Consider the following 17,642-nt stretch of genomic DNA (forward strand, 5'->3'; position numbering starts at 1 on the left):
TGCTTGCCTACTAGTGGAGAGTACTTAGTGCAGCGCCTCTTCTTTTGAGCCAATGTAAGCAAATTCAAGTTCATCGTCTTTGAAGGAAACTTTCACCGTACCACCGTCAACCAAGCACCCAAACAACAACTCATTCGCCAGTGGTTTCTTCAGTTGCTCTTGGATAACACGTCCCATCGGTCGTGCGCCCATCGCCTTGTCGTAGCCTTTGTTCGCCAACCAGTGACGCGCCTCTTCATCGACCTCCAGAGATACGCCGCGCGCATCCAGTTGTACTTGAAGCTCGACGATAAACTTGTCAACGACTTGGTGGATAACCTGCTCATCGAGACTATTGAACCAAATAATACCATCCAGACGGTTACGAAACTCTGGCGTAAACACCTTTTTGATTTCCGACATCGCATCTGGAGCGTGGTCTTGTTGGATCAGGCCGATCGATTTCTTCTCCGTTTCCTGAACACCCGCGTTGGTGGTCATCACCAAGATAACATTACGGAAATCTGCTTTACGACCGTTGTTATCAGTCAAGGTACCATTATCCATCACCTGCAGCAGCAGGTTAAAGATGTCCGGGTGGGCTTTTTCTATCTCATCGAGCAATACCACGGAGTGAGGATGCTTGATTACCGCGTCGGTTAACAGACCGCCCTGATCATAGCCAACGTAGCCTGGAGGCGCACCTATCAAACGGCTGACCGAGTGACGCTCACCGTACTCAGACATATCAAAGCGCAATAGTTCGATACCAAGCATCTTGGCAAGTTGAACCGTGACTTCCGTTTTACCCACACCAGTAGGGCCCGCAAACAAGAAGGAGCCAACCGGTTTGTGGTCGACACTCAATCCTGCTCGAGAAAGCTTAATCGCCTCACTCAGTGCATCAATGGCAGGGTCTTGACCAAACACCAACATCTTCATCTTTCTATCCAGCGATTGGAGGATATCTTTATCCGATGACGAGACCGATTTCTCTGGAATCCGCGCCATTTTTGCCACCATCGACTCAATATCTGCCACACTGACCGTTTTCTTACGACGGCTCGCTGGCGCCAAGCGGCTGCGTGCACCGGCTTCATCAATGACGTCAATAGCTTTGTCCGGCAAGTGGCGCTCGTTGATATACTTAGCAGAAAGCTCGACGGCGGCTCTCAATGCCTTGTTGGTATAGCGCACCTCGTGGTGGGCCTCATACTTGGTCTTAAGTCCCATTAAGATCTTAGTGGTGTCATCCAATGATGGCTCAACCACATCGATTTTTTGGAAACGACGTGACAACGCGCGCTCTTTCTCAAAGATGTTGCTGTACTCTTGGTAGGTCGTCGAGCCAATGCAGCGCAGTTTACCGCTGCTAAGAAGAGGCTTGATCAAGTTAGCTGCATCGACTTGACCACCTGAAGCGGCACCAGCGCCGATAATAGTGTGGATCTCATCAATGAACAGAATCGCGTCTTCTTCTTTCTCAAGCTGTTTAAGGATCGCCTTAAAGCGTTTCTCAAAATCACCGCGATATTTCGTCCCGGCCAAAAGCGAGCCGATATCGAGCGAATAGATCACACTGTTTTGGATTACCTCTGGCACCTGCCCCTCGACAATGCGCCATGCAAGTCCTTCTGCGATTGCGGTTTTACCAACCCCAGCTTCGCCTACCAATAGTGGGTTGTTCTTACGGCGGCGGCACAAGACCTGAATCGTGCGCTCCAACTCCTTATCACGACCAATCAGCGGGTCAATATTACCGTTGCGAGCCACTTGGTTTAGGTTAGTGGCAAAGTTCTCTAAACGGTCCTCTGAGTTTGCTTCCTCGACGGGTTCACCGCCAACATGACCAGAGCTTTGATCATTGCTCGCACTGCCTGTGTCTTTGGAGATGCCATGTGAAATGTAGTTGACAATATCAAGACGACTGACATCATTCTTTTTCAATAGGTAAGCCGCTTGTGACTCTTGTTCACTGAAAATGGCCACTAGCACGTTGGCGCCTGAAACCTCATTACGACCAGAGGACTGGACATGGAAAACGGCACGCTGTAAAACACGCTGAAAACTCAAGGTAGGCTGAGTCTCACGAGAATCGTCATTTTCAGGGATTAAAGGTGTGGTTTGGTCAATGAAGATATCAAGCTCTTGGCGCAGGGCCTCAATGTCGGCTTGACATGCCGTCAGTGCCTCTCGCGCCGCATTGTTGTCTAACAACGCCAGCAGGAGGTGCTCTACGGTCATGAATTCATGTCGCTTGTCTCGCGCACGACCAAATGCGCCATTTAGACTCGACTCTAGTTCTTTATTAAGCATAAGTACCCCCATTACGGAACGTATCCGAACAAAAACTCAGCCAAAGGATTGCTGTGAAACTTGCCTAAAGAAGTACTTATTGTATACGTTAGGCTCGCTCCATAGTGCACAGCAGAGGATGCTCATTCTCTCTGGCATACATCGTCACTTGAGCAACTTTGGTTTCAGCAACTTCAGATGTGAACGTGCCACATATAGCTTTGCCTTGGTAGTGAACTTGCAGCATTGTTTGGGTCGCTTTATCCTCGTCCATTGAGAAAAAACGCGTCAAGATTTCGATGACGAAGTCCATCGGAGTGTAGTCGTCATTGTTCAAAATCACATTGTACATTGCCGGTGGTTTAACCTTCGTCTCTTCTCGCTCTAGAAGATCAAAATCCGGTGAAACCCAATCAAATTTTCCGCTCATGTTCCTAGTTACATTGTTATTGGCCACTAGCCTTGAGTCTAACACCTTAGCGCTTAAAACTCATCGACATTTTTGTTAGCTCAGTAATTCCCAGCGGCATCAATTTAAGACTAATCCAGCCTAAGTGACGCTGCAAATAAAAACACGACTGTTTTTTAGATAGGTGAGGCGAGTGATGAAAAACACGTCATTCTGCGCAGATATTCTGCAGCGTGTTACTGAGTAACTCATTCATAATGAGAGAACTTTTTTGAAATTGACACTAGCGATTTATGCGGGTTTTGGCCGCTTTTTGACCATGGAAATCTCAAAAATGATGACATTCGGAAATTAGTAATCATTTATAGCGACTAGATATTGACTTGGCTATTTCTTGGTCTAGATTGGACAAATGTAAGCAACATTTTAGCAGCAGCTAAATAAATTTAATGTAACAACATCAGTCAAAATGCATGAGGGACGTAAAGCATGGCAACAGGTACAGTAAAGTGGTTCAATAACGCCAAAGGATTTGGCTTCATTTGTCCGGAATCTGGTGAAGGCGATATCTTTGCCCACTACTCAACCATCCAGATGGATGGATATCGCACGCTCAAAGCCGGGCAGACGGTGTCTTACGAAGTTGAGAAAGGGCCAAAAGGGTCGCACGCGAGTTCTGTCACACCAGTGGAATTTTCGCAAGCAGCGAAATAACATGCACGCATGTTCACCAAAAAGCGCTCAACTAGAAAGCCTACACCTAGAAAAGCGAGACTGTATACCTGAGAATGCGCGTTGCCTTAAACCTGCACTCAGACCAAAAAGACCCTGCCAGGATGCAGGGTCTTTTAATTTAGGGGCACTGAACATATTACGCTTCGCGGTGAGGAACGAATAGTAGACTTAGCTTCTAAAACGCTCCTCTTATAAAGTTCTCGTTCAACCGTTTATAGCCAACTGTAAGTCAACTATCAGCGTTAACCAATGATGGCATTCAGCGTCGCGCTCGGGCGCATTAAGTTCGACGCCAATGCATCACTTGGCGCATAGTAACCACCGATCTCTCCAGCGACACCTTGCGCATCATTTAGCTCAGCCACAATGGCCTGTTCGCCTTCTGCAAACGCCTTGGCTATCGGGGCAAACTCACTGGCTAAATCAGCATCAACTTCTTGACTAGCGAGCGCCTCGGCCCAGTAACGAGCCAAGAAATAGTGACTGCCTCGGTTGTCGAGCTCACCCACTTTGCGAGACGGTGACTTATTGTTGTCAAGGAACTCCCCTGTCGCTGCGTCAAGCGCATCCGCCAACACTTGAGCCTTGGCATTGCCTGCCACGGTCGCAAGATGTTCCAAAGAGGCTGCAAGCGCAAGGAATTCACCCAACGAGTCCCAACGAAGGTGGTTCTCTTTAAGCACCTGCTGCACGTGTTTTGGCGCAGAGCCGCCTGCACCTGTCTCAAACAGACCGCCACCGTTCATCAGCGGAACAATTGAGAGCATTTTTGCCGACGTGCCAAGCTCTAGGATCGGGAATAGATCAGTTAAGTAGTCACGTAGAACGTTACCTGTGACTGAGATGGTATCCAGCCCCTCTTTGATTCGCTCAAGCGAGAACTGACATGCCTCGACAGGCGCAAGGATACGAATATCCAATCCATCCGTGTCGTGATTTGGCAAGTAAGCTTCGACTTTCTTGATCAATTGTGCATCGTGGGCTCGAGCCTTATCGAGCCAGAACACGGCTGGAACACCGGTTGCTCGCGCACGTGTTACCGCCAGTTTGACCCAATCTTGAATCGGCGCATCTTTAACCTGACACATACGGAAGATGTCACCCGCTTCAACCGACTGTGAAAGCAAAACCTCGCCATTTGCCGTGGTCACTTGAACTTCACCATCCGCTTCAATGACAAACGTCTTGTCGTGAGAACCATACTCTTCCGCTTTTTGCGCCATGAGTCCCACGTTTGGCACGCTACCCATGGTGGTGGGATCAAACGCACCGTACTGCTTACAAAAATCAATCACAGCCTGATAGATGCCCGCATAGCTGCGATCTGGGATCATCGCCTTGGTGTCTTTTTGCTTGCCGTCTGGGCCCCACATCTGGCCAGAGGCGCGCAGCATGGCTGGCATCGATGCATCGACGATAATATCACTCGGCACATGTAGGTTGGTGATGCCACGGTCTGAGTCGACCATCGCCAGTGGTGGCTGTGTCTCGTACACGGCCTCAATAGCTTGAGTGATTGCTTGCTGCTGCTCTTGTGGCAACGCGGTAATTTTGGCGTACACATCACCAATACCATTGTTGACGTCAACACCAAGCTGCTCAAACACATCACCAAACTGCTCAAATACTGGCTTGTAGTACGCCTTCACTGCATGACCGAAGATCACCGGATCAGACACCTTCATCATGGTCGCTTTCATGTGCAGCGATAGTAATACGTCCTGCTGCTTCGCTGCTTCGATCTGCTGTTCAAAAAAGCTCACCAGTGCATTTTTATTCAGTACTGAACAGTCAATGACCTCTTTATCCTGCAATGCGAAGGCTGACTTGAGCGTCTTGTTGTCGCCCGATTTAGCCACGAACTCGATCGAAACATCAGTTACACTTGATACGGTCAGTGATTTTTCACTGCCAAAAAAGTCATTGTCGCTCATGCTGGCCACGTGCGATTTAGAATTGGCCGACCATGCCCCCATCGAATGCGGATTCTTTTTCGCGTAATTTTTGACCGATAGTGGCGCACGGCGATCCGAGTTGCCCTCACGCAGCACTGGGTTTACCGCACTGCCCTTGATTTTATCGTAACTCGCCTTAATGGCTTCCTCTTCGTAAGTCGCAGGCTCTGCTGGATAATCCGGCAAGGCGTAGCCTTTTTGTTGCAACTCTTTGATTGCGGCTTGTAACTGGGGAATAGAGGCGGAGATATTAGGCAGCTTGATGATGTTAGCCTCAGGTGTCTTTGCCAACTCACCCAGTTCAGCCAATGCGTCACCAATACGTTGCTCTTCAGTCAAATGCTGTGGAAAATTGGCCAAGATACGACCAGCCAAAGAGATGTCACGTGTTTCTACATTAATACCCGATGAAGCGGTGAACGATTGGATGATTGGCAGCAGTGAGTAAGTCGCCAATGCTGGAGCTTCATCTGTGATGGTATATATAATTGTAGGCTTTTCTGAAGACATGAAATTTCCCTATAATTTTTGCCACTGTCAGTGGATCTTGACAGCTAGATGGTTGAAGCAACAAGACTCATATTATCCACACACTTGCTGCTCAATTTTTCGTTGTTGCTGATGCAAATGACGTTCTTGTCTGATACTTAACCCCTTGATTAAGTACTCTGCATCGCTGTTGTTGTAAATTCGAGACTACATAATTAAACAAATTTGATGAAATAGTCTATCATCTTGAGCTCGAATGCTGATTTTGGGCGTGCAAATCATACCGCACTTTTGCTCAAGGTAGAAATTCCGCATACAATTCCGTTACATTTTTGCAAGGTAGTTAACATGCCCACCAGAGAGAGCCGCCCTTCTCGTCGCCCTTCAAACAATCGCAATAACCCGCGTTTTAAACGGCATCAAGGTAAAACCAGCCAACCGGCCAGGGCTATCAGCGCGGCAGAACGTAAGGTGGTTATCTTTAATAAGCCGTTTGACACTCTGAGCCAGTTTACCGATGGCGAGGGACGCAAAACTCTGGCCGACTATATCCCAATCAAAGATGTCTACGCAGCTGGTCGCCTTGATCGCGATAGTGAGGGTTTGCTGGTGCTCACCAACGATGGCATTTTGCAGGCGAGACTCACTCAACCTAAATCAAAATCGAAGAAAACCTATTGGGTGCAAGTCGATGGTGCGCCAAGTGAAGAAGATTTAGATAAGCTGCGCAAAGGCGTCGAGCTTAAGGATGGCATGACCCTACCAGCAGAGGTACGTGTGATGTCAGAGCCAAATGTTTGGCCCAGAAATCCACCCGTGCGCTTTCGCGCCAATATTCCCACCACATGGCTTGAGATCAGTATAATCGAAGGACGCAACCGCCAAGTACGCCGCATGACCGCCAACATTGGCTTCCCCACCTTGCGCTTGATCCGCGCCTCGATGGGAGATATTAAGCTCGGTGACTTACAGCCGGGGGAGTGGCGGGAAATATCTTTATAAAGCAGAGGCGAGAGGCGAGAGGCGAGAGGCGAGAGGCGAGAGGCGAGAGAATTTTCCAACCTTAGTCTCTGCTGTAAAGTCTCACTCCACCTCGAGCGGAGCGTACTCGCAGGGCAAAGCCCGATCTCGCCTCTCGCCTCTTCTCGAAGAGAAAATTAAATAGCGATAAAGTCAGTCTCAACCGCTGGATTGACATCCGCTTCGTAGTCAACGCCTTCAACACCGAAACCGAACAGTTTTAGGAACTCTTCCTTGTATTGGACGTAGTCGGTGAGTTGAGCAAGGTTTTCTGTGGTGACTTGTGGCCATAGATCACGGCAGTGCTGTTGGATGTCTTCGCGTAGCTCCCAGTCATCTAGGCGTAGGCGATTCTTGTCATCAACCTCTGGCGCTGAGCCATCGTCTTTGTATAGGCGCTGGCTAAACATACGGTAGATCTGCTCCATACAGCCTTCATGCACGCCTTCTTCACGCATCTTCTTGAACACCATGGCGATGTACAATGGCATAACAGGGATTGCAGAGCTCGCCTGGGTAACCACTGACTTAAGTACCGCAACATTGGCGCTACCGCCAGTTGCAGAAAGTTTGTCTGTCAGGGCAGAGGCTGCGCGGTCAAGGTCCATTTTCGCCTTACCCAGTGCACCATCCCAATAGATAGGCCAAGTAAGCTCCGTGCCGATGTAGCTGTAAGCGACGGTCTTACAACCTTCGGCCAGCACACCTGCGTCTGCCAGTGCATTGATCCACAGCTCCCAGTCTTGACCGCCCATTACCGTCACAGTATCAGCAATCTCTTGCTCTGTTGCTGGCTCAACGCTCGCTTCAATAATGGTATCTTTGTTGGTATCAACCGCGGTTGCCGTGTAAGTGTCACCAATCGGCTTAAGCGCAGAGCGGATAAGTTCACCCGTCTCTGGTAGTTTGCGCACTGGAGACGCTAGCGAGTAAACCACCATATCAATCTGACCAAGATCCTGTTTGATAAGATCAATCGTTTTCTGTTTGGCTTCATTCGAGAACGCATCACCGTTTAGGCTTTTCGCGTACAGACCGGCCTCATTGGCTAACTTGTCAAACGCAGCCGCATTATAAAAACCTGCAGTGCCTGGTTTGCGCTCGGTGCCTTCTTTTTCGAAGAACACACCAATCGTTGATGCATCGCCACCAAAAGCCGCAGCGATACGAGAAGATAGGCCATAACCACTTGAAGAGCCGATAACCAAAACACGCTTTGGCGCGTTAGCAATCTTACCCTGTGCCTGGGTGTAAGCAATTTGTTGTTTGACGTTCGCTTCACAGCCGACTGGGTGCGTTGTTGTACAGATAAATCCACGAATTCTAGGTTTGATGATCATATTCAACTTCCTTTATCAATTGGCAGTAGAATAAAAGGTTCGCCGTAAAATCTCATCTAGTTTATCGCATTTTCGCTGATTTTTGTCAGTGGTTGGATGACTTTAACTACCAAGTTTATGTCAGAGGACCACTCAAGTTGGCTCAATATCACGCTTTTCAAGTCAAATGAGAATAAAAAATGGCCAATCAAGGTTACCTTGATATGACCATTTTCAAAACTTAAAGTTAGCAGTCATTTAGCAGCACATAACCTCATTTTCCCCGAAGTTAAGCAGCACTATTAAGATCAGAGCTACTTTTTCCACCAGAGACATCACCACTGCTAGATTGTGTGCGTACCTCACTCATATCATGGCTGAAATGATCGACCTGAATAGCTCTTTGACGAAGCGCGTCTGCCGAAAGGATCTGCTCCACCTCCTGCTCGGTTAATACCCCTTGCTCGAGCGCCTGCTGCAATCGCTGCTTCAACGCCCCTTTCTTGGCCACTTTGCCCTCTTTTACCGCGCTAAATAACTTACGCTCTAGTCCTTTGATCTCATACATAGCGTTAAAGGCACGCTCCATAATACCCACACTGTCATCGTCACTTGCACCAATGTAACACAATTGAGTTAAACGCTCTCGTTGTGCCCCTGGCGTCATTAAGCTTTTGGCGAGATCCAGAGTCAAATCATCACTGGGTTTGTTGAAGCGGTTGCCTAAAGGGAAAATAACGACCTTAAGGATTTGGCCAACTCCGGTAACTGGATAGTTATCAAATGCCTCTTTGAGCGCTTTGGCAGCGTGATATAAGCAGTGTTGCAGCGCGTAGTGAACAAAGTTTAGATCTTGCTGCTGACGCCCCTCGTCTTCAAATTTTTTCAAGGCTGCTGAGCCTAAGTACAGATAGCTCAACACATCACCTAAGCGAGCTGAGATCATCTCTTTGCGTTTTAGGTCTCCGCCGAGGGTGAGCATGGCAACATCAGCGCTCACCGCGAGCGCTCGGCTGAGCCGAGTCATCTCTTGATAGTAACGTTTTATCGGTCCAGTGCGCTCAGCTTTAATTAAGCGCGATCCAGTCAATGCTGCGCCAAACGCGCCAAAGGTGTTTCGGCATGCATGGCGAATATGTTTGAACAACAGCGAATCAAACTGCTTTGCGCCCTCGTTAGTATCGCTCAGCGCTGCCGCTTCCATTTCCTTGAGTACATAAGGGTGACACCGCGTCGCACCTTGACCAAAAATCATTAAGTTACGCGTAAGTATGTTTGCGCCCTCTACCGTGATCGCGACAGGAATACCGAGATAATGAGAGGCAAGGTAGTTCATTGGGCCATCCTGGATCGCCCTTCCTGAATGGATATCCATTGAGTCATTCAGTATCGTACGCGCCATCTCTGTCATATGATATTTGGCAATCGCGGTGATAATGCCTGGCTTTTCACCACTATCGAGCGCAGTGGTGGTCAGGGTTCTAGACGCCTCGAGCAGATAAGTCAGTCCACCGATTCGTCCCAAAGCTTCACCTACGCCTTCAAACTTACCAATCGACATACCAAACTGCTTGCGCACATAAGCATAAGCTCCTGTCGTTCGAGTGGTCAGGTGACCAATTGCCGCGCCTAATGCAGGAAGGGAAATACCTCGCCCAGCCGAGAGACACTCCACCAGCATACGCCAGCCCTTACCGGCATACTCCTGTCCGCCTATGAGCCAATCGATTGGGATGAAGACATCTTTTCCTCGCGTCGGGCCATTCATAAAGGCCAGCCCGAGGGGATCGTGACGCTCACCGATCTCCACGCCTTGATGATTCGCCGGGATCAATGCGCAGGTAATCCCAAGCTCTTTTTGCTCGCCTAAAAGACCATCCGGATCGTACATCTTGAATGCCAAGCCCAGCACGCTTGCAACGGGCGCGAGCGTGATGTAGCGTTTGTTCCAGTTGAGGCGTAGGCCTAATACCTCCTGACCGTCGTATTCGCCCATACACACCACGCCGGAATCGGGAATACCACCAGCGTCTGAGCCAGCTTCAGGCCCTGTTAATGCAAAACATGGAATCTCTGTTCCATCAGCAAGCCTTGGCAGCCAGTAGTCTTTTTGTGCCTGTGTACCATAATGGGTTAAAAGCTCACCGGGACCCAGTGAATTAGGCACCATCACTGTCACCGCAGCACTAATGCTCCGCGTTGCTAAACGACTGACTATGGTCGAGTTGGCGAGCGCTGAGAAGTCACGTCCGCCGTACTCTTTGGCAATAATCAAAGAGAAGAATCGTTCATCTCGTAAGTATTGCCAAACCTCAGGGGGAAGGTCGCGGTCATGTTTGACAATTTGGAAGTTATCGAGCATCCCGAGCAAGGTCTCAAGTTGATTGTCAATAAACGCTTGCTCTTCAGCCGTCAGCGCGGGGGCCGGATATTGGTGTAACTGTGTAAAATCCGGCGCACCTGAGAACAGTTCACCATCCCACCAAACACTACCCGCTTCCATCGCCTCTTTTTCCGTGTCAGACAGAGGCGGCAATACTTGCTTAAACAATTTGAAGGCTGGATCACTGACCCATTTTTTTCTTAGAGAGCTCATGATGTATTCCTTTTGTTCAATGACTATTCGACTTTATTATTATTTTGAGGATAAAGATCTGCTGACATGCCAGCAGCAAGAAACGTAATCAGTTGATCAATGACAGACTTGGCATCGGCTTCTTGCCCATAATCGTTATACGCAATTTCACTTAAAGCCTGGCTTGATGCCATGGTAAATACACAGGTGCCTAACGTGAAATGTAAGCGCCAAAACAGCACATCCGGCGTTAAATTTGGGTTAGCTCGTGTCACGGATTGAGTAAACAACGACAAGGTTTTTTGATAGCGAGTAGTGATAAACCAGCGCAGATGCCCCTGTACATCGCTATACCCGCGCCCTATCAAAGACATAAAGCGGATGCTTCCATTGGGGCGAATGTCTTCGACAGCTTGGAGCGGCACCCTCAAAGTCTCAAATACTTCCGCCATCTGGTAATCAGAGCTGAGGTTAAGAGTGATCAGCGCATCCTCCACTGCTGGCATAAAGATCTCAAGGTAGCGATCTAATACCGCTCGGATCAGGGTTTTCTTGTCGCCAAAGTGGTAGTTGACGGACGCCAGGTTAACGCCTGCTTCACTGGTGATGGTGCGCAGTGAGGTGCCATTGAAGCCACGTTCAGCAAACAGCCCCTCCGCGACATCAAGAATCTTGTCCTTGGTAGCAACCTTTTCGACCATTTCAATCACCTGTATTAAACGCCTGTTTGAAATATACGCCGACAACATAAAATTAACAAGCAAATAACATTTGATCGCTTGTTGATTTGAATACAGCTTAAAACTAAGTTACTGAATGGAAATGAAAAAAACTTGAATGATGAAAAAAGTGGGAAAAATCGATTTTAGAAGGGAACTCTTTCGGACCAGACCAGTCATAAAGATATACCGAGCAGAAGGTATCCCGTTCCACTGGCTGTCATTGCGACAGTTTTTAAACGACATGGCCTCTGTCTCGTGGTAGAAGCTGCTTTTTCTTATTAACTCCTGTTTAATTGTATCTACCCAGGTCGGATTGACCTGGGTGTTTTTTTGCCCGTTTTACGGGCAAGATCGCTTCGCTGCGAGAATCGAGAGGCGAGAAGCGAGATGTTTTGCTATCGCTTTGGTGGTCGAACTCCCCTTGCTTCTGCGCCCGCTTTCAGTCCTTGTTATACCCTAAACTGCCTTGTGATGGATTGTTGTTGTTGGGATAGGGTGTCGATGTTTTGTCCTATGGCTTGTGAGTCTTTTGCTTGGTTGAGCAGTCCTTCACTGAGCTCACGGATGGCGGCAACGCTGAGGTTAACGCTGCCGGATACCTGTTGTTGCTCTTGGGCAGCTTTAACGATCTGAGTATTCATCTCGTTGATAGCCACGACAGAGTCACTGATTTGCACTAACTCTTCTACCGCTTGCTGCACTTCACTTGCGGTTTGCTTGGCAAGAGTGTTGCCGCGCTCAATCGCTTGTACCACGTCTTGAGTGCCAGATTGTACTTTGGTGATCACCTGGCGAATTTCATCGATGGAGTCTTGAGTGCGTGTTGCTAGGCTGCGCACTTCATCAGCGACCACGGCAAAGCCACGTCCCTGCTCTCCGGCTCGCGCGGCCTCAATCGCTGCATTTAACGCCAGCAAATTGGTTTGCTCGGAAATGCCCTCAATCACGGCCAAAACATCAATAATGTGGTTATTGTTGTCAGCCAATGCTGTGACAACGGGCACTGTTGCGCTCATATTCTCGACCAAATCGCTCATTTGCAGCTCCGTCGACTGGACTACTTCGCGCCCGGCCAAGGCAGACACGCTGGCTTGCTCAGCAGCGACCACTGCCGACTCAGCATTTTGTACTACCATAGCCGAGGTCATGGTCATCTCCTCACACGCTGTTGCGACCATGTCGACTTCTTTAAACTGAGCAGTGCTATTTTCACGGATTTCAATCGCGCTATTTTTTGCTTGCTCCGAGGTCGTCGCAATGCCATTGGTGGTGCTTACCAGCTCTGAGACAGTGCTTTGTAAACGAGAGAGGAAAGTATTAAACCCTGTTGCCAAAGCGCCCAACTCATCATTTGATTGTACTGAGATGCGCTGGGTCAGATCCCCCTCGCCAGAAGAGATCTGTTTAAGGCGATTCGCCACTGATTCAATTGGGCTAGCAATACTATGCGCCATAATAAAGATCACAATAAGAGCGACCACAACGACCGCGACCGCTACCCCGACTTGCGTTGAAATGGATGAGTTGACCTGCTGATCGATGACGATATCAAGCAATTGTGCATCAGCAAAAACCGCATCGCGTGGGATCTCTATAATCGTAGTCCAGGTTTGCGTACCAATTCGCTCAGGCAGGTACAGAGTCAACAACTCACCGCTACTATTCCATTGGATTAGGCTGCTGTTTTGGCTGGTCGCCTGGTGCAAATCATCGCTGCGGTACCCCTCACTTTCATACCCAAGTAACAGCGCCGTATTGCGGTCAGTACTGGCTAAAACTCGCCCGATATGATCGACGATCGTAACTGTCCCCGCCCCTTGATAAATTTGCTTGTCGGTGGCAGCAACAATGTGATTTAAGGTACTTAAGTCAACCACGATACCGAACATACCAAGGACCTGAGTGCCGTCGGTTACAGGTACTGCCATAGTTAATGACAGGCGCTGAGATCCTTTTATCTGGTCTAGCTCTGGTTGAGAAAAGCAAACTGCATTAGCCGTGTCTGCACAGCTCAAAAGCCGTACAAAATTGCCCTGCTTGAGCTCTGACTCACTGACTACCTGATGGTTGAGTTCATCGCCTTGTGCACCAAAACGCCAAAAGGAGGCAAAGCGACCGCTGTCATTTGAACCGACATAATCAGCGTCCACGTAGTTTGCATCTTCCAAATCAAGCTGATCGGGAGTAAAAACCAAAAAGGCACCATGAATATTGGCATAACCTGCTGCCGTTTCGCGCACGATGCCATCGATGGTCGTACGTAAATCGTAGCTCGAACCAAAACTCTCTTCGCTGTTGGTTTTACTAAGGACAACTGAATTGGCTATCATTTCAGCGCGAAGCTGCTCAGTGGCTAGATACTGATTTAGCTCCTGTGCTGCAAGCTGGGCTTGAGAAAGCAATAGCTGTTGGGACTTTTCTTGTACCGACTGAGTTGAATGGTGCTGTACCACCGATTGATTTTGCAGTGCATAGTAGAGCGACAGCCCCACCAGTAACAAAGAAGTCGTAACCAAGCAACACCCCACGAGTAGGGTGATTTTCCACTGTATGGAAAGCTTTTTTCCCATCGTTCGCATAACACATCCTTAATTTAAGCAAACATCCCTATATCAATGGGCTAACGCAACATACGAGCTAACACATTTTTTCAATTTCTTATGCGACTTTCGTCAAGGCATTCAAAATACACTACATTCGCTCAATATTCCAACAACAATTTGGCTTATTTATCAGTAATTAAGACTAAAAATGTTGTCTATCGTGCTAAAATCTTGCTTAACGAGCGCATGTTCTACCTAAGCACACTCATCGCAAGTGATACTGAGCGTACCTAGTCAAAACACGGTCTTGAATCAAAACAATAGATGGATAAATCAATGAAAATAGTCAGCTTCAACATCAATGGCCTGCGTGCACGTCTGCATCAGCTTCAAGCTCTGATTGAAAAGCACCAACCTGACGTGATTGGTCTGCAAGAGATCAAAGTTCACGATGAGGCCTTCCCAGTCGCAGACGTCGAGGCGATGGGTTACAAGGTCTTTTTCCATGGACAAAAAGCCCACTATGGCGTAGCGATGCTGTGCAAAAACACCCCGATCAAAGTACAAAAAGGCTTTCCTACCGATACTGACGATCATCAAAAGCGCATGATCATGTGTACCGTCGAGGACGAAAACGGCGATCATGTCACGGTACTTAACGGCTACTTCCCACAAGGGGATAATGTTGCCCATGAGACCAAGTTCCCGTACAAACGTGCCTTCTATCAAGATCTGATGACTTACCTCAACCAGCACCACTCAGCTGATGAAAAACTGGTGGTAATGGGTGATATTAATATCAGTCCACTAGACTCAGATATCGGCATTGGTGAGCCAAACCGCAAGCGCTGGCTGAAAACCGGTAAGTGTTCGTTCCAGCCTGAGGAGCGTGAGTGGCTGCAAACTCTGCTTGATTGGGGATTAGTGGATACATTCCGTACTCAGCATCCAGACGTCACTGACCGCTTCTCATGGTTTGATTACCGTTCCAAAGGCTTTGTCGATAACCGCGGTCTACGTATCGACGTGATCCTGGCCACGCCGTCACTGGCTGGCAACTGCGTTGAGTCCGATATTGACTATGAACTGCGCGGAATCGAAAAGCCTTCAGACCACGCTCCAATCTGGTCCACGTTTAAATAGCGCTTATTATGAATGCTAAGCATCAAGAGCTACATAGCCTTCATTACCTACCCTTTTAAAGCGCACATTGCAGTCGCAGTGACTAAGCCTTTAAAAAACAAAGCGCGCCGTTGGCGCGCTTTGTTTTTTAAGTCCTCAACTCAATGGTCTAAGGTAGGCTAAGAAACGCTTCTCTGCCTGCTTGAAACACCACAAGATGATAAACGTCAGCCCCATATAGAACAGGCCAGCGGTTAGGAACGACTCGAAAGGCGCGTAATAGCGCGAGTTGACCAAGCGTGCGGCCCCGGTCAAATCCATGATGGTGATGATCCCGGCCACCGCAGAGCCATGCAGCATAAAGATCACCTCATTACTGTAGGCGGGTAAGGCGCGGCGCAGTGCACTCGGCAAGATAATGCGACGATAGGTCATCAGAGTGCTCATCCCATAAGCTTTTGCCGCTTCCACCTCACCTTTGGGCAAGCCATTAATCGCGCCGCGAATGATCTCAGCGGTGTAGGCAGAGGTGTTGAGGACAAACGCGACTAAGGCACAAAACCAAGCGTGCTGCCACAGCGTATCCTGAACAGGGAAGAACTGATCCATGCCGTAGTAAATCAGGTAAAGCTGGACCAGAAGCGGCGTACCGCGAAAGAAATAGATGTATGCCCAGCTTGGCAGCCACAGCAAAGGCATACGGCTATTACGCGCAATCGCCAGCGGGATAGCGACGCCCAAACCGATAACAAGCGACACCCCGACTAACCAGAACGTCGTCCAAAGGCCCTCAAGGTAAATTGGAAAGCTCTCAATAACTAACGAAAAATCCATGATCTACCTCGCGTGAATACTAAACTTGCGCTCAACCAACTTGAGCAAACCTGTCGATATGGAGGTAAAGAGCAGGAAGATCAGTGCCACCGCCATGTAGAAGGTAAAGGGCATGCGTGTAGAACCGGCAGCCAAGGCGCTGATGCGCACCATATCATCAAGACCAATGATCGAGACCAGTGCGGTGGTCTTTAGCAAGACAAGCCAATTATTGCCAAACCCAGGTAGCGCATGACGGATCATCTGCGGCAGCAGTATACGCTGAAAGGCTTTTATCGAGCTCATGCCATAAGCCTTAGCGGCTTCCATCTGACCCTTATCCACCGCCATGATGGCGCCACGAAAGGTCTCTGCCATATAAGCACCAAAGATAAACCCAATCGTGAGTATGCCAGCAATAAATGGACTGACATCAATATAATCGGGCACGTAAGAGACCCAGCTGTGGTCTGGATTACGTGCACTAAAAAATTCATTCAACCATTCATTGGTGCCATAAAGGGTATTGTTCAATAAGATTTGACCACCAAAGAAGATCAGCATCATTAACACCAGATCGGGGATGCCGCGAATAATGGTTGTGTAAAGTGTGGCGATAGCGCGCGGTAAGCGATAAGACGACAGTTTCGCCAACGCGCCCAGCATGCCAAGAATAACGGCAAGCAAAAGTGATAGAAGTGCCACTTCTATCGTGAGTATGGCCCCTTTAAAAATTGAGGCTTCATATCCTTGTAAGTCGATCATAAAGGATTCCTATCCTGACCATTCAAACTACCTTGGCAGGGAGAAAGGAAGGTTGGCTCGCTTGGCAAGCCAACCTTTTTGGAGATTATTCGCCGTAAACGTCGTAGTTAAAGTATTTCGCAGCGATTTCTTGATAGATGCCTTGCTCACGCAAAGACTTAATAGCACCTGATAGGGCCTCTGTAAGCTGCTTGTCTTGCTTACGGACCGCGATACCAAAGCCTTCACCGAACCATTGTGGATCAGTCAACGATGGGCCAACGAACTCGTACGCATCGCCACCGTCAGTATTTAGCATGCCCTCTTCCAATGCTGATGCATCGCCAAGTACCGCGGCAATACGGCCATTTTCAAGGTCTAAGTAAGCTTCATCAAATGAGCCGTAGCGAACGATGTTAACGTTTTTGTAGTTGTCCGTTAGGTACTTGTCGTGCGTGGTTGCACGTTGAACACCAATACGTACACCAGCCAAGTCATCAAAATCTAGGTCAGCGCCTTTCTTAGCGATAAATTTGTTCGGGATAAGTGCGTATTTTTCTGTGAAATCAACACGCTTCTTACGCTCTTCAGTAATAGACATCGCCGCAATGATCGCATCGTACTTACGTGCTAGCAATGATGGAATGATGCCATCCCAGTCTTGTGGTACAAGCACACATTCCGCTTTAAGCTCTTCACACAAGGCGTTAGCCATATCCACGTCAAAGCCTTTCAGCGAGCCATCATTTTCCGTCCAGCTAAATGGAGGATAAGCACCCTCGATACCAAAACGGATCGTCTTCCACTCCTTAGCTTGAGCGACGCCTGATACTGCTGTTGCTGCGAGAGTCGCGGCCAATAACCACTTCTTCATTTCCTTACTCCTGTGATTGTCTATGTTGTGGGTTGCTCTTTTTTGGTT

At 48.5% G+C, this 17,642-nt stretch carries 13 protein-coding genes; 3 read left to right on the forward strand and 10 right to left on the reverse strand.

Features of this window, described 5'->3' with window-relative positions:
- Positions 1-24 precede the first annotated feature (24 nt).
- Complete coding sequence (gene clpA, locus ACZ5R2_RS12795; protein WP_464899763.1) at positions 25-2,295, reverse strand: ATP-dependent Clp protease ATP-binding subunit ClpA; 2,271 nt, start codon at positions 2,293-2,295, stop codon at positions 25-27.
- 88 nt (positions 2,296-2,383) lie between these two features.
- Positions 2,384-2,704, reverse strand: a complete 321-nt coding sequence (gene clpS, locus ACZ5R2_RS12800; RefSeq protein ID WP_438457876.1) for an ATP-dependent Clp protease adapter ClpS — start codon at positions 2,702-2,704, stop codon at positions 2,384-2,386.
- A gap of 468 nt (positions 2,705-3,172) precedes the next feature.
- On the opposite strand from clpS, the gene cspD reads away from it, so the two are divergent.
- The gene (gene cspD / locus ACZ5R2_RS12805) at positions 3,173-3,397 is read left to right on the forward strand and encodes a cold shock domain-containing protein CspD (RefSeq protein ID WP_464899764.1); all 225 of its coding nucleotides are present in this window, start codon (positions 3,173-3,175) and stop codon (positions 3,395-3,397) included.
- A gap of 263 nt (positions 3,398-3,660) precedes the next feature.
- Here the strand turns inward: cspD and ACZ5R2_RS12810 are convergent, their stop codons facing one another.
- Entirely contained in the window at positions 3,661-5,883 is a 2,223-nt protein-coding gene (locus ACZ5R2_RS12810) for an NADP-dependent isocitrate dehydrogenase (RefSeq protein WP_464899765.1), read from the reverse strand.
- Between the two features lie 327 nt (positions 5,884-6,210).
- Between ACZ5R2_RS12810 and ACZ5R2_RS12815 the strand changes: the two genes are divergently transcribed.
- Positions 6,211-6,864, forward strand: a complete 654-nt coding sequence (locus ACZ5R2_RS12815) for a pseudouridine synthase (protein WP_464899766.1) — start codon at positions 6,211-6,213, stop codon at positions 6,862-6,864.
- Positions 6,865-7,019: 155 nt separating this feature from the next.
- Here ACZ5R2_RS12815 and fabV read toward each other — a convergent pair whose 3' ends face one another.
- From fabV to ACZ5R2_RS12835, 4 genes are all read right to left on the reverse strand, one after another.
- Positions 7,020-8,222: an enoyl-ACP reductase FabV gene (gene fabV / locus ACZ5R2_RS12820; protein WP_464899767.1), complete on the reverse strand. Its 1,203-nt coding sequence runs from the start codon at positions 8,220-8,222 to the stop codon at positions 7,020-7,022.
- A gap of 268 nt (positions 8,223-8,490) precedes the next feature.
- The gene (locus ACZ5R2_RS12825) at positions 8,491-10,797 is read right to left on the reverse strand and encodes an acyl-CoA dehydrogenase (RefSeq protein ID WP_464899768.1); all 2,307 of its coding nucleotides are present in this window, start codon (positions 10,795-10,797) and stop codon (positions 8,491-8,493) included.
- 23 nt (positions 10,798-10,820) lie between these two features.
- Positions 10,821-11,477, reverse strand: a complete 657-nt coding sequence (gene psrA / locus ACZ5R2_RS12830) for a TetR family transcriptional repressor PsrA (protein WP_464899769.1) — start codon at positions 11,475-11,477, stop codon at positions 10,821-10,823.
- 470 nt (positions 11,478-11,947) lie between these two features.
- Positions 11,948-14,077 (reverse strand): methyl-accepting chemotaxis protein, encoded by a 2,130-nt coding sequence (locus ACZ5R2_RS12835; protein ID WP_464899770.1) that lies wholly within the window; start codon positions 14,075-14,077, stop codon positions 11,948-11,950.
- 300 nt (positions 14,078-14,377) lie between these two features.
- On the opposite strand from ACZ5R2_RS12835, the gene xthA reads away from it, so the two are divergent.
- Positions 14,378-15,184 (forward strand): exodeoxyribonuclease III, encoded by an 807-nt coding sequence (xthA, locus tag ACZ5R2_RS12840; protein WP_464899771.1) that lies wholly within the window; start codon positions 14,378-14,380, stop codon positions 15,182-15,184.
- A 135-nt stretch (positions 15,185-15,319) separates the two neighbouring features.
- On the opposite strand, the gene ACZ5R2_RS12845 is transcribed toward xthA, so the two are convergent.
- The 3 genes from ACZ5R2_RS12845 to ACZ5R2_RS12855 all read right to left on the reverse strand — a co-directional run bounded on the left by ACZ5R2_RS12845 (position 15,320) and on the right by ACZ5R2_RS12855 (position 17,594).
- On the reverse strand, positions 15,320-15,997 hold the full coding sequence (locus tag ACZ5R2_RS12845; RefSeq protein WP_464899772.1) for an ABC transporter permease: 678 nt from the start codon (positions 15,995-15,997) through the stop codon (positions 15,320-15,322).
- A 3-nt stretch (positions 15,998-16,000) separates the two neighbouring features.
- Positions 16,001-16,741, reverse strand: coding sequence for an ABC transporter permease (locus ACZ5R2_RS12850; RefSeq protein ID WP_464899773.1), 741 nt, complete (start codon positions 16,739-16,741; stop codon positions 16,001-16,003).
- Positions 16,742-16,826: 85 nt separating this feature from the next.
- Positions 16,827-17,594 (reverse strand): ABC transporter substrate-binding protein, encoded by a 768-nt coding sequence (locus tag ACZ5R2_RS12855; RefSeq protein WP_464899774.1) that lies wholly within the window; start codon positions 17,592-17,594, stop codon positions 16,827-16,829.
- Positions 17,595-17,642: the final 48 nt, after the last annotated feature.

The organism is Vibrio sabulosilitoris, assembly GCF_055391395.1.

Coding starts and splice junctions, on each gene's coding strand:
- ACZ5R2_RS12855 (WP_464899774.1), bottom strand. CDS start 17,594: ATGAAGAAGTGGTTATTGGCCGCGACTCTCGCAGCAACAGCAGTATCA.
- ACZ5R2_RS12810 (WP_464899765.1), bottom strand. CDS start 5,883: ATGTCTTCAGAAAAGCCTACAATTATATATACCATCACAGATGAAGCT.
- ACZ5R2_RS12835 (WP_464899770.1), bottom strand. CDS start 14,077: ATGCGAACGATGGGAAAAAAGCTTTCCATACAGTGGAAAATCACCCTA.
- ACZ5R2_RS12845 (WP_464899772.1), bottom strand. CDS start 15,997: ATGGATTTTTCGTTAGTTATTGAGAGCTTTCCAATTTACCTTGAGGGC.
- cspD (WP_464899764.1), top strand. CDS start 3,173: ATGGCAACAGGTACAGTAAAGTGGTTCAATAACGCCAAAGGATTTGGC.
- clpS (WP_438457876.1), bottom strand. CDS start 2,704: ATGAGCGGAAAATTTGATTGGGTTTCACCGGATTTTGATCTTCTAGAG.
- psrA (WP_464899769.1), bottom strand. CDS start 11,477: ATGGTCGAAAAGGTTGCTACCAAGGACAAGATTCTTGATGTCGCGGAG.
- clpA (WP_464899763.1), bottom strand. CDS start 2,295: ATGCTTAATAAAGAACTAGAGTCGAGTCTAAATGGCGCATTTGGTCGT.
- fabV (WP_464899767.1), bottom strand. CDS start 8,222: ATGATCATCAAACCTAGAATTCGTGGATTTATCTGTACAACAACGCAC.
- xthA (WP_464899771.1), top strand. CDS start 14,378: ATGAAAATAGTCAGCTTCAACATCAATGGCCTGCGTGCACGTCTGCAT.
- ACZ5R2_RS12850 (WP_464899773.1), bottom strand. CDS start 16,741: ATGATCGACTTACAAGGATATGAAGCCTCAATTTTTAAAGGGGCCATA.
- ACZ5R2_RS12815 (WP_464899766.1), top strand. CDS start 6,211: ATGCCCACCAGAGAGAGCCGCCCTTCTCGTCGCCCTTCAAACAATCGC.
- ACZ5R2_RS12825 (WP_464899768.1), bottom strand. CDS start 10,797: ATGAGCTCTCTAAGAAAAAAATGGGTCAGTGATCCAGCCTTCAAATTG.